The organism is Dictyoglomus thermophilum H-6-12 (genome assembly GCF_000020965.1).
In the GTDB taxonomy this organism is placed as follows: Bacteria; Dictyoglomota; Dictyoglomia; order Dictyoglomales; family Dictyoglomaceae; genus Dictyoglomus; species Dictyoglomus thermophilum.
This window is the reverse complement of sequence record NC_011297.1, coordinates 1,546,738-1,570,644: the sequence shown is the minus strand read 5'-3', so window position 1 is coordinate 1,570,644 and position 23,907 is coordinate 1,546,738. Positions and strand designations below refer to the sequence as shown.

At 34.8% G+C, this 23,907-nt stretch carries 20 protein-coding genes; 16 read left to right on the top strand and 4 right to left on the bottom strand.

Features of this window, described 5'->3' with window-relative positions; all coding sequences use genetic code 11:
* Nucleotides 1-37: 37 nt before the first annotated feature.
* The 6 genes from DICTH_RS07860 to DICTH_RS07835 all read left to right on the top strand — a co-directional run bounded on the left by DICTH_RS07860 (nucleotide 38) and on the right by DICTH_RS07835 (nucleotide 7,074).
* Complete coding sequence (locus tag DICTH_RS07860; protein ID WP_012547368.1) at nucleotides 38-1,027, top strand: LacI family DNA-binding transcriptional regulator; 990 nt, start codon at nucleotides 38-40, stop codon at nucleotides 1,025-1,027.
* A gap of 29 nt (nucleotides 1,028-1,056) precedes the next feature.
* Nucleotides 1,057-2,592 (top strand): arabinosylfuranosidase ArfA, encoded by a 1,536-nt coding sequence (gene arfA / locus DICTH_RS10355; RefSeq protein WP_012548731.1) that lies wholly within the window; start codon nucleotides 1,057-1,059, stop codon nucleotides 2,590-2,592.
* Nucleotides 2,593-2,598: 6 nt separating this feature from the next.
* Nucleotides 2,599-3,288, top strand: coding sequence for an L-ribulose-5-phosphate 4-epimerase (locus DICTH_RS07850; protein ID WP_012547154.1), 690 nt, complete (start codon nucleotides 2,599-2,601; stop codon nucleotides 3,286-3,288).
* Between the two features lie 20 nt (nucleotides 3,289-3,308).
* On the top strand, nucleotides 3,309-4,799 hold the full coding sequence (locus DICTH_RS07845; protein WP_012548011.1) for an L-fucose/L-arabinose isomerase family protein: 1,491 nt from the start codon (nucleotides 3,309-3,311) through the stop codon (nucleotides 4,797-4,799).
* 141 nt (nucleotides 4,800-4,940) lie between these two features.
* Nucleotides 4,941-5,900 (top strand): Nif3-like dinuclear metal center hexameric protein, encoded by a 960-nt coding sequence (locus DICTH_RS07840; protein ID WP_012547074.1) that lies wholly within the window; start codon nucleotides 4,941-4,943, stop codon nucleotides 5,898-5,900.
* A 4-nt stretch (nucleotides 5,901-5,904) separates the two neighbouring features.
* Nucleotides 5,905-7,074: a glycosyltransferase gene (locus tag DICTH_RS07835; RefSeq protein ID WP_012547656.1), complete on the top strand. Its 1,170-nt coding sequence runs from the start codon at nucleotides 5,905-5,907 to the stop codon at nucleotides 7,072-7,074.
* On the opposite strand, the gene DICTH_RS07830 is transcribed toward DICTH_RS07835, so the two are convergent.
* Both DICTH_RS07830 and DICTH_RS07825 read right to left on the bottom strand, forming a co-directional pair.
* Nucleotides 7,039-7,623: a helix-turn-helix domain-containing protein gene (locus tag DICTH_RS07830; RefSeq protein ID WP_012548631.1), complete on the bottom strand. Its 585-nt coding sequence runs from the start codon at nucleotides 7,621-7,623 to the stop codon at nucleotides 7,039-7,041. The genes DICTH_RS07835 and DICTH_RS07830 overlap by 36 nt on opposite strands.
* A gap of 2 nt (nucleotides 7,624-7,625) precedes the next feature.
* Nucleotides 7,626-9,014 carry a radical SAM protein gene (locus tag DICTH_RS07825; protein WP_012548471.1) on the bottom strand — a complete coding sequence of 463 codons (1,389 nt, stop codon included), beginning with the start codon at nucleotides 9,012-9,014 and terminating at the stop codon, nucleotides 7,626-7,628.
* 259 nt (nucleotides 9,015-9,273) lie between these two features.
* Between DICTH_RS07825 and DICTH_RS07820 the strand changes: the two genes are divergently transcribed.
* The 8 genes from DICTH_RS07820 (at nucleotide 9,274) to DICTH_RS07785 (ending at nucleotide 19,123) form a co-directional block, all read left to right on the top strand.
* Nucleotides 9,274-11,154 (top strand): ABC transporter substrate-binding protein, encoded by a 1,881-nt coding sequence (locus DICTH_RS07820; RefSeq protein ID WP_012546945.1) that lies wholly within the window; start codon nucleotides 9,274-9,276, stop codon nucleotides 11,152-11,154.
* Between the two features lie 68 nt (nucleotides 11,155-11,222).
* Nucleotides 11,223-13,493: a glycoside hydrolase family 3 N-terminal domain-containing protein gene (locus DICTH_RS07815; RefSeq protein WP_012548714.1), complete on the top strand. Its 2,271-nt coding sequence runs from the start codon at nucleotides 11,223-11,225 to the stop codon at nucleotides 13,491-13,493.
* A 40-nt stretch (nucleotides 13,494-13,533) separates the two neighbouring features.
* Nucleotides 13,534-14,535 carry an ABC transporter permease gene (locus DICTH_RS07810; RefSeq protein WP_012546909.1) on the top strand — a complete coding sequence of 334 codons (1,002 nt, stop codon included), beginning with the start codon at nucleotides 13,534-13,536 and terminating at the stop codon, nucleotides 14,533-14,535.
* A gap of 28 nt (nucleotides 14,536-14,563) precedes the next feature.
* Nucleotides 14,564-15,424: an ABC transporter permease gene (locus tag DICTH_RS07805; RefSeq protein ID WP_012548108.1), complete on the top strand. Its 861-nt coding sequence runs from the start codon at nucleotides 14,564-14,566 to the stop codon at nucleotides 15,422-15,424.
* Between the two features lie 4 nt (nucleotides 15,425-15,428).
* Complete coding sequence (locus DICTH_RS07800; RefSeq protein ID WP_012547778.1) at nucleotides 15,429-16,415, top strand: ABC transporter ATP-binding protein; 987 nt, start codon at nucleotides 15,429-15,431, stop codon at nucleotides 16,413-16,415.
* 2 nt (nucleotides 16,416-16,417) lie between these two features.
* Nucleotides 16,418-17,374: an ABC transporter ATP-binding protein gene (locus DICTH_RS07795; protein ID WP_012547887.1), complete on the top strand. Its 957-nt coding sequence runs from the start codon at nucleotides 16,418-16,420 to the stop codon at nucleotides 17,372-17,374.
* Nucleotides 17,375-17,447: 73 nt separating this feature from the next.
* On the top strand, nucleotides 17,448-17,996 hold the full coding sequence (locus tag DICTH_RS07790) for a macro domain-containing protein (RefSeq protein WP_012548667.1): 549 nt from the start codon (nucleotides 17,448-17,450) through the stop codon (nucleotides 17,994-17,996).
* Nucleotides 17,997-18,013: 17 nt separating this feature from the next.
* Nucleotides 18,014-19,123 carry a DUF362 domain-containing protein gene (locus DICTH_RS07785; protein WP_012547803.1) on the top strand — a complete coding sequence of 370 codons (1,110 nt, stop codon included), beginning with the start codon at nucleotides 18,014-18,016 and terminating at the stop codon, nucleotides 19,121-19,123.
* 29 nt (nucleotides 19,124-19,152) lie between these two features.
* Here DICTH_RS07785 and DICTH_RS09855 read toward each other — a convergent pair whose 3' ends face one another.
* Nucleotides 19,153-19,350 carry an FmdB family zinc ribbon protein gene (locus DICTH_RS09855; protein WP_012547539.1) on the bottom strand — a complete coding sequence of 66 codons (198 nt, stop codon included), beginning with the start codon at nucleotides 19,348-19,350 and terminating at the stop codon, nucleotides 19,153-19,155.
* 6 nt (nucleotides 19,351-19,356) lie between these two features.
* A complete protein-coding gene (locus DICTH_RS07775; RefSeq protein WP_012547039.1) occupies nucleotides 19,357-20,472 on the bottom strand; it encodes an oxygen-binding di-iron domain-containing protein in 1,116 nt (371 codons plus the stop codon).
* A gap of 288 nt (nucleotides 20,473-20,760) precedes the next feature.
* Between DICTH_RS07775 and DICTH_RS07770 the strand changes: the two genes are divergently transcribed.
* Both DICTH_RS07770 and DICTH_RS07765 read left to right on the top strand, forming a co-directional pair.
* The gene (locus DICTH_RS07770; RefSeq protein ID WP_012547542.1) at nucleotides 20,761-22,818 is read left to right on the top strand and encodes an alpha-glucuronidase family glycosyl hydrolase; all 2,058 of its coding nucleotides are present in this window, start codon (nucleotides 20,761-20,763) and stop codon (nucleotides 22,816-22,818) included.
* 15 nt (nucleotides 22,819-22,833) lie between these two features.
* The gene (locus DICTH_RS07765) at nucleotides 22,834-23,883 is read left to right on the top strand and encodes a uroporphyrinogen decarboxylase family protein (protein WP_012548586.1); all 1,050 of its coding nucleotides are present in this window, start codon (nucleotides 22,834-22,836) and stop codon (nucleotides 23,881-23,883) included.
* Nucleotides 23,884-23,907 lie beyond the last annotated feature (24 nt).

Sequence of the window (23,907 nt, the reverse complement as noted above, 5' to 3'; positions counted from 1 at the left end):
TATAAATTTTAGTAAAAAATAGAATAGGGAGAGGCCAATGAAACGTGTAACTATAAGAGATGTAGCTAAACTTGCAGGAGTGGGTATAGCTACCGTATCTCGGGTTCTTAATAATAAAGGAGAAGTAAGTCCTACAACTAGAAGGAGGGTTTTGAAAGCAGCAAAGAGTTTAGGCTATATCCCTAATTCTCTTGCAAGAAGTCTTATTTCTGGAAAAACTAAAAAAGTAGGGATAGTTATAACTACATTATTGAATCCCTTTTATGCTACTGTAGTTACAGGAATAGAAAGCGTTTTAGCTTCTAGAGGATATACTTTAGCTCTGTATAATTCTAATGAGGATCCTAAAAAGGAGAGAGAGGCTATTTTAACTTTGATAGAACAGAGAGTTGATGGGTTAATTTTAGCCCCAGTTGAGTATGAATCTGAAAATGTCAAATATCTGATTGAACACCAAATACCCTTTGTTTTGGTGGCAAGACGAGTTAAAGAGAGTAATGTAAATTTTGTTGTTGCCGATGATTTTAAAGTTGGAAAGATTGCCACGGAACATTTACTTGAAAAGGGACATAGAAAAATATTGTTTCTTAATTCATGGAAAAGTTCAAGTGCTAAGCTAAGGTTAGAGGGGTATAAAGAGGCATTGAAAGAGGCAGGTCTTTCAGTAAATGCAAAGTTTATCTATTCTTTAGCTCCTAATGTGGAAGTCAAGCCTATTTTGGAATCTGTATTATCAAATAGAAATAGGCCTACTGCAATTTTTTGTTTTTGTGATTCAATTGCTCTAGAAGTGGTCAAAGTCTTAAAAAGTATAGGGTTAAGAATTCCCGAGGATATGGCTGTTGTAGGATGCGATAATTTGGATTATACCGAACTTTTAGACCCACCGTTAACTACTATTGATATTTCTAGATTTGAGATGGGAGTTAAAGCTGCTAAAATTTTGTTGGAATTGTTGGATTCTGAGAATAAAAATTTTATACAACATACTTTTGAGCCTAAATTGATAATTAGAGAGTCAACTTAATTTGATTAAAAAGGGAGGTAAAATTAGTTATGCAAAAAGCTAAAGTTACTGTGGATAAGGACTTTATTATTTCTCGAATTGATAGGAGGATTTATGGATCTTTTATCGAACATTTAGGTAGGGCAGTCTACACTGGTATTTATGAACCTACCCATCCTCAGGCAGATGAGCAAGGCTTTAGAAAAGACGTCATTGAACTTGTAAAAGCTCTTAAGGTCCCAATTATAAGATATCCTGGAGGTAATTTTGTCTCAGGCTATAACTGGGAAGACGGGGTAGGGCCAAAAGAGTTGAGACCAAAAAAATTGGAGCTTGCTTGGAGAAGTATAGAACCTAATGAGGTTGGGGTAAATGAGTTTGTGGATTGGTGTAAGAAGGTGGATTCTCAGGTGATGATGGCTATAAACCTTGGAACAAGGGGGATAGATGAGGCAAGAAATCTGGTAGAGTATTGTAATTTTCCTGGAGGAACATATTACAGTGATTTGAGGAGAAAACATGGTTATGAAAAACCCCATAAGATAAAGGTTTGGAATCTTGGAAATGAGATGGATGGAGAATGGCAAATAGGGCATAAATTGCCCCATGAATATGGTAGGCTTGCAAGGGAAGTTGCTAAAGTTATGAGGATGGTTGATCCTGATATAGAGTTAGTGGTTTGTGGAAGTTCAGGACCTGGTATGCCAACCTTTCCTGAATGGGAGAGAATTGTTTTAGAGCATACTTACGATGTGGTGGATTATGTTTCTTTACATTATTACGCTAATATGCCTGGACCTGACTACGTAGATCTACCTGATAATCCTGACCTAAAAAGTTTTATTGCTAAAAATCTTGTAATGGAAGATTTTATAAAAACAGTAATTTCTACTATTGATTATGTGAAAGCTGTAAAGCGTATGAAAAAGGATGTGCATATATCCTTTGATGAGTGGAATGTTTGGTATCATTCTTTTAAAAAGGACAAAAATGTGGAGCCATGGCAAGTGGCACCTCCATTATTAGAGGAAGATTACAATTTTGCTGATGCGCTCTTGGTGGGTAATATGATGATTACCCTTTTGAAACATGCAGATAGAATAAAAATTGCTTGTCTTGCTCAACTTGTTAATGTTCTTGCCCCAATAACCACTGTTAAAGGCGGTATAGCCTACAGACAAACTATATACTATCCCTTCATGCATGCCTCAAATTATGGAAATGGATTAGTGCTTCTTCCTAAGGTAGAGTCTCCTAAATATGATTCTAAGCTTTATACTGATGTTCCTTTGATCGAGACTGTAGTTATTTATAACGATGAAAAAGAGGAGATATCAATTTTCGCTGTTAACAGGGACGTGGATAATAGTCTTTACGTGGAGTATGTTTTAGGCGGATTTGATGGTTTCAAAGTTGAGGAACATATAGTTTATGATTCTGAAGATCCTTTTGCAGGGAATACCCCTGAAGAGCCTGATAAAGTAGTACCAAGAAGGGAAAATAATTCTGCAAAGATAGATGGTAATAAACTAGAGGTTTTGCTTCCTAAATTCTCATGGAACGTGATTAGATTAAAGAAGGAGTGAGGTAATATGCTTTTGAAAGAGTTGCGAGAAGAAGTTTATAGAATGAATATGGAACTTCCTAAAAATAATTTGGTGGTTATGACCAGTGGAAATGTTAGCGGTAGAGATCCAAAGACTAATTATGTGGTTATAAAACCCAGTGGAGTAAAATATGAAAATCTTTCGCCAGAAAATATGGTAATTGTAGATCTCGAGGGTAATATTGTTGAAGGGGAGCTTCAACCTTCTGTGGATACCCTATCTCATTTAGTAGTTTATAGGAATAGAAAGGATATAGGTGGTATTGTTCACACTCATTCTCCTTATGCTACTGCCTTTGCCCTTCTTGGAAAGCCGATTCCTGTATATCTTACTTCTCATGCTGATTATTTTGGGGAAGAAATACCTGTAGGGAGGTATGCATCTCCTCTACCTCTTGAGGATGTAGGAAATGCTCTTCTTGAAGTTATAAATAAGGATGATAGGCCATCTTGGGTTAAAAAACACTCTTCTTTTGTACCTGTGGTACTTTTGAAGAACCATGGAGTATTTACCTTTGGAAGAACGCCTACCGAAGCTCTAAAATATGCAGTTATGGTGGAAGAAATAGCAAAGACTTGTTATTTTGCTCTTTCTTTAGGGAAACCTGAGCCTCTTCCTGATAGCGAGATTGAAAAGTGGTATACGAGATTTCATGAGATATACGGACAAAAATGAAAAATGGGAGGTGTATTAAAATGAAAAATGTTCCTGAAGTTAAATTAGGCATAATTGCGGTGAGTAGAGACTGTTTCCCTATTGATCTTTCAAGAAATAGAAGGAATAAGGTTGTGGAAGAGTGTGTCAAGAAGAATATTCCTATTATTAATTTGGAAACTATCATTGAGAACGAAAACGACGTATTAAAGGCTTTAAAAGAAATAAAAGAAAAAGAAGTTAATGCTTTGGTAATATATCTTGGTAATTTTGGCCCTGAAGGTCCAACTTCACTCCTTGCCCAGAAGTTTGATGGACCTGTGATGGCTGTTGCTGCAGCAGAGGAAACGGGTAAAGATCTTTATGGTGGGAGAGGCGATGCTTATTGTGGATTTTTAAGCTTGAGTTATAATTTGGGTTTAAGGAATAGGCATGTATATATACCTCATTATCCAGTAGGAATTCCGTCAGAGATAGCAGATATGATAAAAGATTTTATACCTATTGCAAGGGCAGTTCTTGCTCTAAAGAATTTGAAGATATTCTCCTTTGGACCAAGGCCACAAGATTTTGTTACTATGCACACTCCTATTAAACCCTTGTATGACCTTGGTATTTCCATAATGGAAAATAGCGAATTAGATCTTTACGATATATACAGGCAGGCAGAAAATGATCCTAGAATTCCACAGGTTATGGAGGATATGGCAAAAGAGCTTGGAACAGGAAATACCTATCCGGAACTTTTAAGAAAACTTGCTCAATATGAGATAGCTTTAACTGATTTTATGGAGAAGAATTTGGGGGCTTCTCAGTTTGGTATATTTGCCAATAAATGTTGGCCTGCCTTTGAAAAATATTTTGGTTTTGTCCCTTGCTATGTTAACTCAAGACTTGCGAGTAGAGGGATTCCAGTAGCATGTGAAGTAGATGTTTATGGGGCCCTCAGTGAATATATTATTTACAATGTAAGTGAAGTACCAGCTACCCTTCTTGATGTTAATAATACTGTTCCTTATGACTTGATAGAGGAAAATAAAGATAAAATAAAGGAAAAGGGTTATAAACCAACAGACCTTTTTATGGGATTTCATTGTGGAAATACACCTTCTTGTTGTCTTATTAATGGTGCTATTAAATATCAGTTGATTATGCATAGGCTCTTAGAACCAGGAAAAGAGCCGGATATTACAAGAGGAACATTAGAAGGGAGATTGAGACCTGGAGAAACACTAATTTTTAGAATTCATGCAACTCCTGATGCAAAATTGATATCTTATCTTGCGGAGGGTGAAATCTTAGATATAGATCCTAAATCCTTTGGAGGAATTGGCGTCTTTGCGATAAAGGAGATGGGTCGATTCTATAGGTATGTTTTATTAGAAAAGAGATTTCCGCATCATACAGCAGTTGGCTTTAAACATGTAGGAAAATACATATATGAGGTATTAAAATTGCTAGGAATAAAAGAAATATATTATAACTTACCTGAAGGCCAAAGGTATCCTGAAGAAAATCCTTTTATTTCTTAAGTAAGTTAATTACTTAAATAAGATTTAGAAAGGGGAGGATTTTAGAGTCCTCCCCTTTTATTTTTAAGGAAAAGTTTTTATCTGTTATAATATTAATGTTCAGTTTTTCTCGTAATGCTTGATTCTGAGGAGGATAGACTTATGAATGTAAGAGAGATATATGAATTATTTGTAGATTTGGGCATGAAAAATGATCCCAGAGGTTGGGATAAGGTTCAAGAGATTTTAGAGAGAACAAAAAAAGATTATGAAAAATTAAGTGATAAAGAGAAAGAAAGATTCGATTTAGAAAAGCTAAGAAATCCCTATGCTGATACTAGAATATTGAATGGTGATCCTAACAAAGAAGTTAAGAGAGTTCTTGTGGGAATAGATATTGATACCTCTGAGATTTTGCTTGCAAAAGAATTAGGAAGAAACGGAAAAGAAATAGATCTTGTTATATCTCACCATCCTGCAGGCTATGCTTATGCTAATTTTTATGAGGTAATGCATCTTCAAGAGGATTTACTGGCTAAGATAGGGGTTCCAATAAATTATGCAGAGGGTGTCTTATATCCTAGGATTTCAGAAGTTGAAAGAAAAGTGATGCCTGCTAATCACAATAAGAGCGTTGATGCAGCAAGACTTCTTGAAGTACCTTTTATGTGCTGTCATACACCAGCAGACAACTGTGTTGCTACTTATTTACAGAAACTTTTTGATGTTAAAACCCCATATAATTTACAAGAGGTTATAGAACTTTTAGAAGATATACCAGAGTATAGAGAAGCAAGTAAGAGAAATAATCCCCCTAAAATACTTGTTGGTAATCCTAAGAATAGAGCAGGGAAGATCTTTGTAGATATGACTGGAGGAACAGAGGGCCCTGTAGAGGTAATATCAAAACTTGCGGAGGTAGGGGTTGGTACCATAGTTGGAATGCATATGAGTGAAGAACATCGTAAAGAGGCGGAGAAACACCATATAAACGTAGTTATAGCTGGGCATATGGCTTCTGATTCTCTTGGTATGAATATTCTTTTGGACAACCTTGAGTTAAGAGGAATTGAAATATTGAACTGTTCTGGATTTATAAGGGTCTCAAGGGTGGGGGAGTAGGACTATGGGAAATAAAATAACTGTAAATATCGTCTCCGAGGCTCAAGCATGGGAAGTAAAGGGGCAGGGGGTTTATACTGCAACTCTGGTATTAACAGAGGCTCTTAAGAAGAGAGATGATGTGGAAGTTTTTCTTAATGCAAATGGTTTATTTGATATTGCACATCTTCATACTCCAGGACCTTATGCTATAAGTAAAGGGCTTCTCACTGGAAGGAGATTGGTAATTAGTGCCCATGTAGTTCCAGAATCAGTTTTGGGTAGTTTTATTCTTTCAAACTTGTGGCTTCCTCTTTTTACTTCATACTTGGTGAGATATTATAACTTAGCTGACATGGTAATTGCCGTTTCTCCTAAAGTAAAAGAGGAATTAGAGGAGATTGGAGTGAAAGCTCCTATAGTTTTTGTCCCTAATCCTGTAAACTTAGAAAGATTTTATAAGAGTCAAGAACTGCGTATGGAAGGAAGGAGAAGACTTGGGCTTTCCGAGGAAGATTTTGTGGCTATTTGTTCTGGACAGATTCAACCCCGAAAAGGTGTTGATACCTTTTTAGAAGTGGCTAATAGTTTACCCTTCATTAAATTTGTGTGGGTAGGTGGACAGCCCTTTTCAGTGCTTACAGCAGGTTATATAGAGATGAATGAAAAGATAAAAAAGGCTCCTCCTAATGTTATTTTTACAGGCCTTATACCTTATGAAGAAATGCCAATTTACCTAAATGCTGCAGATATATTTTTCTTCCCATCTTATCAGGAGAATTTTCCAATGGCTGTTCTAGAAGCAGCATCTTGCGGACTTCCTCTTCTTCTTAGAGATAATCCAGAATATAGAGAGCCATATAGGGATTGGTATATACCAGCTAAGAATGATGAGGAATTTAAGAACTATATCTTAAATCTTTATCAGGATTTATCTTTTAGAGAAGAGTATCAAAAAAGAGCTTTAAGACTTGCAAAGGAGTATAATGCGGAAAACGTGGCAAATATGATGGTGGAAGTTTATAAGGAAATACTTAATAAACCCCCACGTATGAGGAGGGATTTTCTTACTTTAGAACCTCTTAGGGAGGAATGGAGAAGGCTTTTTCAGAATGCGAGATATAAAAATCTCCATTCCTCCTCACGAAGGAGAAGGTATTTAGATCTCAAGAATATTCAAGATAAAATTGAGTAATACTTTCTTTTCTTCTATTGCTAGTTGGTTTATGGAATTGATATATTCTTCAAAATAGGTTTTTATTTTATTATTAGGTATGATCTCATAAATTTTTTTACCTGCATATCCTATTATTAAGATCGGAAGTAAAACAAGAATTAATTCTAAGTTAGATTGTAACAATCCTATTAGCAAACCAATCATGGATCTTAGATCTTTAGAAAATTTAATATCTTTTAATATTGTTAACATAATGGAAAGTATTATAGCAATCGCAAAAGGATATCTTTTTAGTTCTTGAAAATTTGTCATAAACTTTTCAGATTCTTCATATTCTTTGGGTTTAAAAAATATTTTTCCTCTTCCTTTTTTATTTTTTACAGAATTTTCAAGGTATATTGCATCTATATAGCCTTCTTTGTAAAGAATCTGCATTATGTCATAGGCTGTTGCTGGGCTTACCGAAAGTTCTTTTGCAATTTCTGCATAATGTATAGGCCTTTTATTTTTTTCATATAAGGTCTTTAAAGTTTCCAAAAATTGTCTTCTTCTTTCGGTAAGACTCATATTTACTCAACTCCTGCCTTCTCTTTTTCTTCCTTAGGAAGTGGCTTATTAAATTCCTCAACCCATATTGGATTTAGAGCCTTTCTTACGCCTTTTGCATATTCATCAAGTATTGGGGCAAATTTAGTAATTACATCGTCAGCTCCAGGGTGGGTTGGGTGAGCACCAGTTTTTTGTACAATCTCTCTTAAGATCCAAGGAGAATCTATAATCATACAAGGAAGAAGTAAGTTTTCATGAAAAGGTTGTCTTTTCCTTATTTCTCTGAAAAATTGCGAATTAAGGACTTCTACAAGGGGTTTTTCTTTGATATTATCTACTGCAAAGTGTGCAAATATGCAGGGTTCTACTTCTCCTTTATGGTTGATATGTAAATATCTTGTCCCACCTGCTATGCAACCACCTACATATGGAGCATCATTCCAGAAGTCCATTGGATATATAGGTAGATGTCCTCTTATTCTTCTTATAAATTTTCCGTATTCTGCTCTTTGCTCGGGAGTAGGCATTAATGATGGATCATCATCTTTCCCAACGGGCATGTAGAGGAATGTCCAACCAAAGAATGCACCTTTGTCAGCAAGCCATTGATAGAATTCTGGCTTTGTTACAGCGTCAAAATTGTTTCTTGTAAGAGTTATAGAATATCCAAAAGGAATTCCGGCTTTTTTCAGAAGATCCATTGCATTCACTACTTTTTCATACACTCCTACTCCTCGTCTATAATCTGTTTCTTCTTTTCCTCCCTCTATTGATAATACAGGTACCACATTTTTGCTCTTCCAAAATCTTTCTATTTTCCTTTCATCTAAGAGAGTCGCGTTTGTAAATATTTGAAATACTGATCTTGGGTGTCTGTTCACTATATCTAAAAGATCTGGATATACAAAAGGTTCGCCTCCAAGAATGGTATAAAAGTATGTACCAATCTCTTCTCCTTCTTTTATTATTCTTTCAACTATTTCTGGAGGAAGGTCATCATTTTTAGTATAATTACCTGCATAACATCCTAAACATTGTAAATTACATCTCATAGTAGGGCTTATCAATATGGTATATGGAGTTGGTATGTCTCTTTTTGAATTTTGGTTGTTAAAATATATCCAGAAAAATCCTACATTTAATATTACATTTGCGAATATTCTCGATGCATAATTAGGATCATAGTCAGTAAAAACTCTGTGTATTAATCGCTGAACAGCAGGATCTTTTTGAAGATACTCCTCTACAATCCTTATAATTTTGTCTGTTCCTTCATCAGGACTGAATCTTTTTACCAAATTTATAAGTTTTGGGATTCTTCTTTTGTAATCCTTGGCTACATACTTAAATATTGATTCGAATAACATATCCCCTAAATACATTTTAAGCCTTAAATTTTTGTTACTCATAGTCCACCTCCCCTAAATATCCAAAATAACCAAAATTTATTGTAGTAAATTATACTCTCTTCTACTTACTATTGTCAAATTAGAAAAACTTAGTTTCATAAATAAACTTTTGCCTTGATTGACACAATTAAAATTTTAGTTATAATATTATTGAAACGATTGCATGATTGTTTTTCTTAAGGGAAGGAGGTGTTTTTTCTAAAAGTTAAAGCTAAGTTTCAATTATTGATTCAATTTCTGTAGAAGAGGGGGTTGTTGTATGAGGAAGTTTGTATTTGTTTCCCTATTTTTATTGATTTTCTTAATGTTGTCTCAAGTAGGTTTTTCTCAACTTGCTCCCAATGTTCCAAGAAATGAAACACTGATTGCAAATATCTTAACTGGTAGAATTGTAGCGCCTGATAATTTTAACTCTTGGACATCTTCTTGGATAACTCCTGATAGGGGTATTCAACAATTAATGCTTGAGCCTCTTTGGATTGTAGATCCTGCAACAGGTAAAGTGATTAATGCTTTGGCAGCTTCTGCTCCTCAGTATAGCAATGATTTCAAGACTTTAACTATTAAACTAAGATCTGGATGCTATTGGAGCGATGGAGTAGAAATTACCGCCGATGACCTTATATATCACATTGAACTTGCAAAAAGCAATCCAGCTATGGCATATCATGCATCTTTCCAAGAAGTAGATAAAATTACTAAAGTTGATAAATATACAGTAAGAATAACTCTGAAGGAGCCTAATGCAAGATTCCATACTTATTTCCTTGATAGATGGGGTGCTTGTAGACCACTTCCTAAACATATCTTCGAGAAGGTAAAAGATCCAGCCTCCTTTACTTTCAATCCTCCAGTAAGCTCTGGTCCATACGTAGTAGACAGCTATGATCCAGGTGGTTATTGGATTCTCTGGAAGAGGAGAGACGATTGGCAAAGAACACCAACAGGAAAATTATTTGGAATGCCTCAACCTAAATATGTATTGTTCTTCTATGCAGGTCCAACAGAGAAGCAAGTGCTTGCAGTCAATAATAATCAACTTGACATGGCAGATCTTACTATGGAAGGTCTTAGATCTGTGCTTCAAACCAATAAATATGCAAGGGCTTACATGAAAGATTTCCCATATATTGTAAATGTAGATCCATGTATTACTGGAATTTACTTCAATACAGCTAAAGAACCATATAATAATAAAGAAGTAAGATGGGCGTTAACTTTATCTATTGATATTGTAGATTTCCTTGCTACAGCCTTTGATGGTGCTGCAACTATGGGAGCTCTTCTTGTTCCACCAACACCAGCTTATATAAAATGGTATTATGAACCATTAGAGAGTTGGTTGAAGAATTTCACAATAACAGTAGATGGACAGAAGTTTAAAGTATTTGATCCTGACGCTCCTATGAGACTTGCAGAATATGCAAGAAAGAGAGGATATAAGGTACCTACTGATCCAAAAGTTATAAGAGAGATCTTTGGAATTGGATGGTTCAAATATGCACCTGATATTGCAGAAAAGCTACTTATAAAAAATGGCTTCAAGAGAGATAAAGATGGTAAGTGGTTATTGCCAGATGGTAAACCATGGAAGATGACTATTCTTGCTCATACTAACCCATCTCATCCAGACTTTAGGAATGGTTTTGCAGCTGCTCAACAGTGGAAGAAATTTGGTATTGATGTAGAAGTGGTAACTACAGAGCAAAGACCAACATTGCTACAGTATGGTAATTTCGATGCATGTTCTGATTGGCCAGCCACTGAACCATGGGGTGGACATCCTGATATGTACAGAACTTTCAATGCATGGAGATCAGAGTATGTGAGACCTATAGGTGATAGAACTTTTGGTCATCCAAGCAGATGGAGCAATCCTCGTATGGATAAAGTAATAGAAGAATTGGCAAAGACTGATTGGAACAGTCTCAAAGTAAGGATGTTAGGAATGGAAGGATTAAAGATTGCATTTGAGGAGATGGCAGGAATTCCAACTTGTTCTTATCCTGGCATTGCATGTTACAACGAATACTATTGGACCAATTATCCAACTCAAGAAAATCCATACTGTATACCATACCATCATTGGCCCAACTTTAAGTACATGCTACCTTTCTTAAAGCCAACAGGAAGGAAGTAAAAATAAAAAAAGCCCCCCGAAAGGGGGGCTAAAAAATTAAAGAAATTGAAGTAAGGAGTAATTGGGAAATGGAAAAGGAAAAAATTGAAGAAAAGATAGAATCTTTGCTTTCAAGTATGAGTTTAGACGAAAAAGTAGCCCAATTAAAAGCAAGAAGTATATCTATTTCCAAAGTTATTGGAAAATTACTTTTAGAAGATTTTTTCTCGGAACTAAGGCCTGAACTTAAAGAAAAAATTATGGGCTTTATTTTTAATTTTTATAGTAACAGAGAATTAGCTGAAGGAATGACAAAAACATTATGGAAAAAAATGTGGAAAGAAGTAGTTTTAGAGGGAGTAGAAAAAAAGTATCCGATAGGTGAGCTTAGTTGTGCTTTGAGATCTATGTCTCCTAGGGAAAGTGCTCAATTTGCGAATGAAATTCAGAAGTATGTACTGGAAAATAGTAGAGTTAAAATTCCCATATTGATACATGATGAAGCTTTGCATGGATGTATGGCAAAAGGATCTACCATTTTCCCTCAAGCCATAGGAATGGCAAGTACTTGGAATCCAGAGCTTATATATCAGGTTGCTACTGCTATTGGTAAAGAAACGAGATCAAGAGGAATACATCAGGTTTTATCACCTACTATAAATATTGCAAGAGATCCTAGATGTGGTAGAACGGAAGAAACTTATGGGGAAGATCCATACCTTGCTTCTAGGATGGCCGTGGCATATATAAAAGGGGTTCAAGAACAGGGGGTTATTGCTACTCCAAAGCATTTTGTGGCAAATTTTGTGGGGGACGGTGGAAGGGATAGCTATCCTATACATTTCTCTGAGAGGCTTTTGAGAGAAATATATTTTCCAGCTTTCAGGGCAAGTATAGAGGAGGCAGGAGCTTTATCTCTTATGGCTGCTTATAATTCCCTTGATGGCATTCCATGTTCTTCAAATAAATGGCTATTAACAAGGATTTTGAGGAAGGAATGGGGATTCAAGGGATATGTAGTTTCAGATTACTTTTCAGTGCTTCATTTGATGACAAAACATAAAGTAGCTGAGTCAAAAGCTGAAGCAGCAAAGCTTTCCTTAGAAGCAGGACTGGATATGGAACTTCCTGATAGTGACTGTTTTGAAGAGATTCCAGGTCTTATTAGAGAGAGTAAGTTATCTCAAGATACCCTCGATGAAGCAGTAAGGAGAGTTTTAAGAGTAAAGTTTTGGATTGGGCTTTTTGATAATCCATTTGTAGATCCCGATTATGCAGAGAGAATAAATGATTGTAGTGAACATAGAGAATTAGCCTTAAGAGTTGCACGAGAGTCTATAGTGCTTCTGAAAAATGAAGGAATTTTACCATTAAATAAAGATATAAGATCCATAGCGGTTATTGGGCCAAATGCGGCTGTACCGAGGTTAGGAGGATATAGTGGTTATGGAGTAAAGGTAGTTACTCCTCTTGAAGGTATAAAGAATAAGCTTGGAGATAAAGTCAAAGTTTATTTTGCTGAAGGTTGCGGATTAAATGATACTTCTAAATCTGGATTTGATGAGGCTATTAAGATAGCTCAAAAAAGTGATGTGGCGATTTTATTTATGGGGAATTCTGTTCCTGAGACAGAAGGAGAACAAAGAGATAGACATAATCTTAATTTGCCAGGAGTACAAGAAGATCTTATAAAGGAGATTTGTAATACAAATACTCCAGTAATTGTAGTGCTCATAAATGGTAGTGCTATAACTATGATGAACTGGATTGATAAAGTACAAGCGGTAATAGAGGCATGGTACCCAGGAGAAGAAGGCGGTAATGCTATAGCTGATGTGCTTTTTGGGGATTATAATCCGGGAGGAAAATTGCCAATATCTTTTCCTAAGTATTCAAGCCAGTTGCCTCTTTATTACAATCATAAACCTTCAGGTAGGGTTGATGATTATGTAGATTTAAGGGGAAATCAATATCTCTTTCCTTTTGGATATGGGCTTTCTTATACGGATTTTAAGTATAGCAATTTGCGTATAACCCCTGAGGAGATTCCAAGAGATGGCGAAGTTGTAATAACCTTTGATATTGAGAATATAGGCAAATACAAAGGAGATGAGGTGGTTCAGCTTTATCTGCATGATGAGTTTGCAAGTGTAGCGAGACCAATAAAAGAGCTTAAGAGATTTGAAAGGGTAACGCTTGATGTAGGAGAAAGAAAGACAGTTTCTTTTAAACTTAATAGAAGAGATCTTGAGTTTTTAAGTATGGATATGGAGCTTGTAGTAGAGCCTGGAAGGTTTGAGGTTTTAATTGGGAGCTCTTCAGAGGATATAAGATTAAAGGGCTTTTTTATAGTAAAATAATTTAGTAAAATAATTTCAAAAATTTTATGGAGGTGAAAAATTGCTTAAAAAGTATTTAATACCAAGATTTTTACAGTACTTGCTTGTAATTTTTGTGGGGGTAACTATTGTATTCTTTGTGCCAAGGTTTACTCCTGTAGATCCTGTTCAACAGATGATTAGTACAATAATGAAGATGGGTACTTACCTTGATCCTAAAGCTGTAGAGCAGATGACAGAATCCCTAAAAGAACTTTATGGTTTAAAAGGAAGTTTATTTGAACAGTATGTTAATTTTTGGGTAAGGCTTTTTAAGGGCGATTTTGGTCCATCACTATTTAGATTTCCAATTCCAGTAATAAAACTTATTGGAGATTCCCTACCTTGGACTGTTGGTCTTTTGACTGTAAGTACATTTTTATCTTGGATTATTGGTAATATTTTAGGGGGAATTGTAGGATTTTATTATGATAAAAAATGGGCGAGAATACTTGAAGGAATAGCTATGTTTATTCGCCCTATTCCTTATTATGTTTTTGCACTTATAATTCTTGTGGTTTTTGCATATATCCTAAAATGGTTCCCCTTAGGTGGTGGAATGCCTATTGGAGTAAGGCCCAGTTTTAGCTTACACTTTATTTTAGAGCTTTTTAGGTATGCCTTCTTACCTTTAATATCTATGATGATCTTAGGAATTGCAGTGACTTTGCAAACCATGAGACTTATTGTATCTAATATTGTAAAGGAAGACTTTGTTACATATGCAAAGGCTGGTGGTATTAAAAAGAGAATAATTGCCTTTAAATATGTAATAAGAAATGCTATGCTTCCTCAGGTTACCAATTTGGCCCTTTCTATGGGGCAAATTTTTAGTGGGGCGTTAATTACTGAGATTGTTTTTTCTTACCCTGGTATGGGTACACTCTTATATAATGCCATTGCTACTGGAGATTTTAATTTAATAATGGGAATTGCTACTATATCAATTATAGGTATTTCTTCTTTCATTCTTATTATTGATCTTTTGTATCCGTTATTTGATCCAAGGGTAAGATATAGATAAAAACTATAAGGAAAAAGAGGTAATAGCTATGGGAGTATTAAGGGATTTACTGCGAGATGGAAAGTTTAGATTAGGTTTTATAATCATATGTATTATTCTCTTCTTAGCCATACTGTCTTTCTTTTCTCCTTATGATCCTACAAGATGGAATCTTGTCCCAAGAGATATGCCTCCTTCCCTTCAGCATATTTTAGGGACTAATTCTCAAGGGCAAGATGTTTTCTGGCAGTTGACTTTTGCTGTAAGGAATTCTTTGACAATAGCGATAATAGCAGCTTTCTTTTCAAGAATCATAGCTATAATTGTGGGGCTGGTGGCTGGCTATAGGGGTGGCAGTATAGATAGAGTTCTTATGGGCATAAACGATAGCTTCCTCGTTTTGCCATTGCTTCCTATTTTGATATTGATTTCATCCTTAATAAAAGGAAGATTAAGTTTTATAGGATTAGGCTTGATTTTGAGTTTCTTTGGTTGGAGTTGGGATGCAAGAGTTATAAGGTCTCAAATATTAAGTTTAAGAGAAAGAGATTTTACTTATACTGCACTTCTTTCTGGCTCTAAGACTTTAAGTCTTGTTTTTAAAGAATATTTTCCCTTTGTCATACCTATTGTCTTTTCAACTCTCATAAATAATATGTCTTGGGCTATTGGTATGGAAATGACCCTTGCTATTCTTGGTTTGACTAACTTGGAAATACCAACCTTAGGTACTATGCTTCAATGGGCATTAAGCTATCAAGCTTTACTTTTAGGACTTTGGTGGTGGCTATTTACTCCTGTTGTGACCTCGGTGTTTCTTTTTGTAAGTTTATATTTACTTTCAGTTGGTATAAGTGAATATCTTGATCCACGTACAAGAATTCAAAGAATAAGAGTTATAAAGGAGTGATGAAATGGAAATTCTAAGAGCAGAAAATTTAAAGGCTTATTATTTATTGGATATAGGTGGAGAATTAAAATCTGTAAGAGCAGTAGATGGGGTAGATATAAATATAAAAGAAAATGAAATATATGGAATTGCGGGAGAATCTGGATGTGGTAAGAGTACCTTGATAAAAACCTTGTATGGAATGGTAGAACCGCCCTTAAATGTTATAGATGGAAAGGTATATTACAAAATAAATGGTGAATTAAAAGATGTCTTTTCTCTTAACGGAGAATTAGATAAGATAAGGTGGAAATATATTTCATATATTCCTCAAGGATCTATGAGTGTGCTGAACCCTGTTACTAAAATAATTGATTCTTTCTGGGATTTTATAGGTTCTCATGAAGATATTTCAGATAGAACTAAATGGAGAAAACATATAGAAGATTATCTAACTCTTTTAGGTTTGCCTACTAAAATATTAAATGCTTATCCTCATCAACTTTCTGGAGGTATGAGGCAGAGAGTGACTATAGCTCTTGCTACGGTTTTAACTCCTAGAATAATCGTTGCTGATGAACCTTCTACAGCTCTTGATGTGGTTGCCCAAAGAGCGGTAATTCAGTTATTAAAAGACATACAGAAGAATCTTAAAAATACCATAATACTTGTTACCCACGATATGGGAGTTCATGCAAGTATATCCGATAGGATAGCTATTATGTATGCAGGAAAGATTGTGGAAGAAGCACCGACAGAAATCATTTTTGAGAAACCAGAGCATCCATATACAAAGTACCTTATAGGAGCTCTACCTAAGATAGGGGATAAATCATATAAGGTTAGTGCACCAGGTGCTCCACCTTCATTATTGAATCCTCCACAAGGATGTAGATTTCATCCAAGATGTAATTATGCAACGGAAGATTGTAGGAATTTTGTTCCCAAGCTTGTTAACATAGATTCAAATCACAGAGTTGCTTGCTTTTTATATTCAAAGGAGAGGGAATAGCCATGAAACAAGAATTACTTTTAAAAGTTGAAAATTTAAATAAGGTGTTTACTATTGGAAGTGTATTTTCCAGGATAAGGATTAGAGCTGTAAATAATGTAAACTTTGAGATAGGAAACTCCGAAATATTTACATTAGCAGGTGAGAGTGGAAGTGGGAAAACAACAGTAGCGAAGATAATACTTGGCTTTTTAGAGCCTACTAGTGGTAGGATATTATACAAGGGAAAAGATATGTTTGAATTGCAGAAGGAAAAGTCTAATAATGTATTAAGAAAAGAAGTACAGGCAGTATTCCAAAACCCCTTTGAGACCTTTAACCCGTTGAGGAGAGTTAGTAATTACTTGATAGAGACTGTAAGAAATTTTGGTATAAGCGAAAAGCCTGAAGAAGTTATAGAGTCTGCATTAAATCTTGTGGGATTAACATGGAATGAAGTAAAAGACAAATACCCTAGTGAGTTTTCAGGAGGACAATTACAGAGAATTTCTATAGCAAGATCCCTTTTGACAAATCCGACTCTACTTGTTGCTGACGAGCCTGTTTCTATGGTTGATGCGTCTCTAAGAATGTCAATAGTAAACTTATTTAAAGATCTTAAAGAAAAAAGGGGGGTAAGTGTTCTTTATATTACTCATGATCTTGCTACTGCTTACTATGTAAGTGATAAAATAGCTATAATGTTTAGGGGAGAGATAGTAGAAATAGGACCTGTAGAAAAGGTGTTGATGGATCCAAAACATCCATACACAATGCTTCTTAAGGAATCTATACCAGAGCCAGATCCTAAGAAGAAATGGACTAAGGATATAAAGATTCTTACTCTGGAAGAGGAAGAATATCAGATGAAGGGTTGTAAATTTATAAGTAGATGTCAATATAGAATGGAAAAATGTAAGAATCCAGTGCCTGATGTAGAGGTAGATGGTAGATTAGTTAAGTGTTATTTATATACTTAATCATTTTCTAAGTCCATGCCCATTCACCTTATTGATATAATTTACTATATGAACTTTATGGAGGTGAATGGGCATGGATGTTTTATATGAAAGAGAAATTAATGGTGTAAAGTTAAAGGTGGTTAAGGGTGATATTACTCAAGAAGAGGTTGAGGCTATAGTAAATGCGGCAAACTCTTATTTGAAACATGGGGGAGGAGTAGCAGGGGCTATTGTAAGAGCTGGTGGAGAGGTAATACAAAAAGAAAGCGATGAATATGTAGAAAAGTATGGTCCATTGCCTGTTGGTTCCGCTACTATCACTTCCGCAGGAAAACTTAAGGCTAAATATGTAATTCATACTGTGGGTCCAAGATGGGGAGAGGGAGACGAGGAGAAAAAGTTAGAAAAGGCTATTGAGAGTGTTCTCACTTTAGCAAAAGAAAAAAATATTAAGAGCTTGAGTATACCAGCAGTAAGTTGTGGGATTTTTGGTTTTCCGCCTCAGTTAGGGACTAAAATAATTGTTAATAAAGTAGTAGAATTTTTAAAAGATAATCCTGGAGTTTTTGAGGAAATACATTTTATTGGAATAGGTGACGAGATACCTACATTATTTGTAGATGCCTTAAAATCCATATAATGCAGGAGGTTTTGGCAATGAAAGCACCTTTATATTTTGTATCAATGAGGGCTACAAATGAAAATGAATCTTTGGTGCGTAAAATTAAAAGGCTAACAAAGAAGTTAATAGAAGGTAGATTAGAAAAAGGAGATATTGTAGCAATCAAGCTTACTTTTGGTGAACCAGGAAACCATGCTTTTATAAGGCCTATTTTTGTAAGGCAAGCTGTAGAGGCCGTCAGGGAATTAGGAGGAAAACCCTTTCTTACCGATGCCAATACTTTGTACAAAGGTGGACGTGCAAATGCTGTTGATCATTTAGAGTCTGCTATATATAACGGTTTTGGTTACTCCTCGGTTGGGGCGCCCTTAATAATAGCAGATGGTATTAACGGGGATTATTACAAAGAAGTTGAGGTTAACTTGAAACATTTTAAGAAGGTAAAGGTTGCAGGTGCCATATATGATGCTGATTTCCTTTTAGTATTAACCCATGTGAAAGGTCATATGTCCACAGGATTAGGGGGAGCTATAAAAAATGTGGGTATGGGATGCGCTCCGAGATCGGGGAAGCAGATGCAACATGCTCAATTTAAGCCAAATCCTAATCCTAATTTATGTATAGGTTGTAGAAGATGTGTCACTCATTGTCCCACAGGAGCATTAGAAATGGTAAATAAGAAGTCAGTTTTGACAAGACCTGATCTTTGTATAGGATGTGGAGAGTGTGCTGTGGTGTGTCCTACCTCTGCCATAAAAATCTTATGGAATGAATCTGCCATTGGGCTTCAGGAGAAGATGGCTGAGTTTACTTATGGTATTTTAAAGCAGAAAGAGCCTAAATATGCCTTTATTAATTTTGTTATGGATGTTTCGCCTGATTGTGATTGCGCAGGTTGGCACGATGCAAATTTAGTACCTGATGTGGGAATTTTAGGGGGTTGGGATATTGTAGCCATAGATCAAGCTTCTTCTGATCTTATAAATAACCAAATTGGATTAAGCAATACTGCCTTAAAATCTGGATTTAATCCTGGAGAGGATAAGTTGAGGGCTGTACATCCTAATATAGATTGGAGTTGGCAATTAAAGTATGCTGAAGAAATAGGACTTGGAAAAAGAGAATACGAACTTATTAAATTTTAAGGGAGAGTTTTAAGCTCTCCCTTTCGTTTTTATCTACAAGAACTACAGCTTCCTCCTGAACAAGAAGAGCAAGAGGATCCTGAAGAAAGTCCTTGGGTTGCAAAAAGTGATAGTAATTTCATAACGTTTTCACTACCACATTTAGGGCATGTTATTTTTTCCTCTCCCATTATTAATCTTTCAAATTTTTCTCCACAATCTTTACATCTATATTCATATATAGGCATATGATCTCACCTCTGAAAGATTTTGAACAACCTTCTTAACGGACTTTCTGTAGTTCTTTGTCTTTCTGTGAGAATTCCTTCAGGTATCTCTAAATTATACTTCCTAAGAGTTTTTATTATATCAATTCTGAGGTTTTCTTTTTCTTCTGGTTTTGCATCTTCTTTGAATTTTTCAAAAAGCAATTCAAGGGCTGTTTCTGGCTGAATTCTAAATTCTGTTGCAACTCCATTTTCAAAGTGAATAAGCTCTGGGAAGAATGGAGAAGAATTTAATTCTTTTAACTTTTGCATTAATTTATCTCGGTTTGGATAACTATTTTTAATATTCTGTAAGATTTCATTGAATGCAAACAAATAAGTTTGGTGTTGTTCCTCATGTTTTTTGAGGTAATCCAATCCAACCTCAAGATCATTAAGTTTTGCCAAAAAATCAAGTATTAGATTTTTTCTAATTATATCTCCATGTTGAGGTAGAATAAGTTCAGGAAGAGGAGTTAATCTACCTATTTTATCTACTGCGAGCCTAAGGGCCTCTTTTGAGGGCATATATATCTCGTGGAATAACTTTATACCTTCCCAAGAGTTTTCTGTAGCATATATACCATTTGGCTCTTTACTTGATAATCCTCCAAGTAGATCTCCCGAGAATAGGGCTTTTCTTTCGGGTATATATAGCATCCATGCTCCTCTAAAATGGCAGAAAGGTGTGTGAATAAATTCTAAAGTATCGTCGGTTTTTAGAATTACTCTTCTATTAGGAAAATACTCTATAGGTTGGAATCTTTCTCGGTTTAAACCATAAAATCTTATAAGTCGCCATGTATCTTCAGAAGTGATGAGTATAGAATTTTTGCTCATGTCCATAAGGGGAGCTATTGATGATGAAAGATCAGGATCTTGATGGTTCAAAAAGATAATATCTAAGTTTTCTACCCCACCTATAAGTTCATTTAGAGATAACACTAAATCTTTAAAATACTGCTGAGGAGTAGGATCTACTAGTATATTTACTTTCTCCTCTTTGTTTTTTAAAGTAATTAGATAACTGTTTGATGTAAAAGGATAGTCAGGAGTTTGAAGAACTGTTATATATTCGTCTATTTTCGTCACTTTCAAGGGCATATTTGTCTCACCTCTATCTTTTTTTGATTATTATTTTACTACTTTTTTAATAAAATGTATAGAAATAGATTTTTAGTTTTGTTTACTAATATATTAAAGTGTTACTATATTTCTTTTTAAAACATTTGCATGAACGATTTTAAATAATGTATAATGTAAAACAAACACTATGATTATTGAACCAAGGGGGTAGCAATAATGTTCAAAAATAAAATTAAAGATGTTAGTTTTAATTATATTTTTTCCTTTTTATTTTTGAAAATGTAAAAAGGGAGGAATGTGAATTTTATGGCTGAAATTAAACCTTATAGCATGTGTTGGTTAGAATATACTGATCTTAACAAGTATCGAGATAAGTATAGAAGGATCTTTGGTAATATTGTTGTTCTGGGGGATAATAGCTTGAATTTGCCTTTGAAGGAATTAAGAGATTTTCTAACCTATTCTTTAGGTATTAAACCTAAAATTTTTAGGAACACATTTGCAAACACTTCTAATTTTGTATTAATTGGAAAATTATCGGATGTTAGGAAAGTTTTAAAAGGTCTTGATGAATTTGAATTTTCTTTAGGAGAGGAAGGGTTTTTAATTAAGAAAGTTGAGTTTGGAGAAAATAGTATTTTGATACTTACTGCTAAGGAGTACGTTGGCCTTATTTACGGAGTATTTAAATTAATTGAGAAGTTAAAGCTGGGTGAAGATATAGATAAAATAAATTTTTTGAGTAATCCTTCTTTGAAATTTAGAATTTTGAATCATTGGGACAACCTTGATGGAAGTGTGGAAAGGGGATATGCGGGAAACTCTATATTTTTTAAGGATAATAAAATAATTATTAATGATAGAACTAAAGACTATGCAAGATTGCTGTCATCAATTGGAATTAATGGGATAGTTATTAACAATGTTAATGTGAAGAAAAAAGAGGTAGAATTGTTGACAATACCTTATTTAAAAAAATTAAAAGAACTTGCTAAGATTTTTTCGGCTTATGGTATTAAGATTTATCTTTCTATTAATTTTGCTTCTCCTATATACCTTGGTGGTTTAAATACTGCTGATCCTCTTGATAAGAGAGTCTCGTTATGGTGGAAGACTAAAGTCGATGAAATATACGAGTATATTCCAGATTTTGGTGGTTTTTTAGTAAAGGCTGACTCGGAATTTAATCCAGGGCCTCACATGTACGGCAGGACTCATGCTGATGGAGCAAATATGTTAGGAGAGGCTTTAGAACCCTATGGTGGGTTTGTTATATGGAGAGCCTTTGTTTATAATTGTCTGCAAGATTGGAGAGATGTGAAAACTGATAGAGCAAAAGCTGCTTATGATAATTTTAAGCCTCTTGATGGTAAATTTATGGATAATGTCATAGTGCAAATAAAATATGGACCTATGGATTTTCAAGTTAGAGAGCCTGTAAATCCCCTTTTTGGAGGACTTGAACAAACTAATCAAATATTAGAATTGCAAATAACTCAAGAATATACAGGGCAACAAATACATTTATGCTATTTAGGTGTCTTGTGGAAAGAGATTCTTGAATTTGATACTTATGCAAAGGGGAAGGGATCAGAAGTAAAAGAAATATTAAAGGGAAGTGTTTTTAAAATAAAAAATAATGGTATGGCAGGAGTGTCAAATGTAGGGGATAATATTAATTGGACAGGACATGACCTTGCTCAAGCTAATTTGTACACTTTTGGAGAGTTGGCTTGGAATCCTGATGAGAAGATAGAAAAAATTGTAGAGAGATGGATAAAGTTAACTTTTGGAGATGATGAAAAAGTGGTTGAGAACATATCATATATGTTATTAAATTCCCATAAGGCTTATGAAAAGTATACTACTCCTTTAGGACTTGGATGGATGGTAAATCCAGGGCATCACTATGGGCCTAATCCTGAGGGATATGAATACTCAAAATGGGGCACTTATCACAGAGCAAATTACGAAGCAATAGGTGTTGACAGATCTTCAAGAGGTACAGGGTATACTCTTCAGTATCACTCTCCCTGGAGGGAAATTTATGATAGCATAGATACTTGTCCTGAAGAGCTTTTATTATTTTTCCATAGAGTACCTTATAATTATAGGTTAAAGTCAGGAAAAACTTTGCTTCAGACTTATTATGATTTGCATTTTGAAGGGGTAGAAGAGGCAGAAGAGATTAGAAGAAGATGGATTGAGCTTAAGGGTAAGATTGATGATAAGACATATGAAAGGGTTTTACAAAGATTGAATATGCAGGTAGAACATGCAAAAGAATGGAGAGATGTTATAAATACATATTTCTTTAGAAGGACAGGAATACCTGACGAAAAAGGTAGAAAAATATATCCTTAAGGGAGGTATATAAGGGTGAGAGAAAAGGATTGGCAAATTTTATTGGATTGTGCAAATCTAAAAGAACCTAAGGAGATTCCTATTGCTCTCATTGTAGATAGTCCCTGGATTCCTGGTTACTTAGGTATTCCCCATATGCAGTTTTACTTTATTCCTGATATATGGCTTGAGGCTTACAGAGAGATTAAGAAAAGATTTCCTGAGGTTATTTTTATCCCTGACTTTTGGGTAGAGTTTGGAATGGCACAAGAGCCTTCTGGGTTTGGGGCTAAGATTATTTTTAAACCTGATGCCACTCCTAACATAGAGCCAATATTGAAATCTGCCGATGATCTGCCTGATTTTGTTAATAATTTAAAAAAGCCAAATCCTAAGACAGATGGTTTTATGCCTATTGTTCTTGAATACTATAGATATATTGAGCCTAAAGTGAAAGAAATGGGAGAGAAGATAAAGATTGTTGCTGCCAGAGGGCCTTTTGCAATTGCCTCCCATTTGATGGGTGTTACAGAATTTTTAGTTTCAGTGAAATTATATCCTGAGGAGGCCAAAAAACTTCTTGAGGTAGTTACCAGTTTGGTAATTGATTTTCTTACTGCTCAAATAGAGGTTCTTCATGATGTAGAGGGAATACTCGTACTTGATGATATTGTAGGATTTTTCTCAGAAGAGGATTATCTTGAATTTGCGCATCCGTACCTTAAAAAAATATTCTCAAGCTTTGATTATCCTATAAAAATTTACCATAATGATACGAATAATAACGTTTACTATAAATATTTACCAGATCTTGGTATTAATATATTTAACTTTACTCACTTACAGAACATAAAAGATGTTTATAATTTAACCCAAGGCAAGATTTGTCTAATGGGTAACATTCCTCCTTTAGATGTATTGGTCAATGGAAGCAAAGAGGATGTAAAAAGGAGTGTAGAGAGAGTGTTGAGAGATTATGGAATGAAGAGAGGGATAATTCTTTCTGCTGGAGGTGGAGTATCTCCTGGAACTCCAGGAGAAAATATAAGGGCTATGATTGATGCATTAAAAGATTTTAATCTTTAATTTTTTGACATAAATTATTAAAAG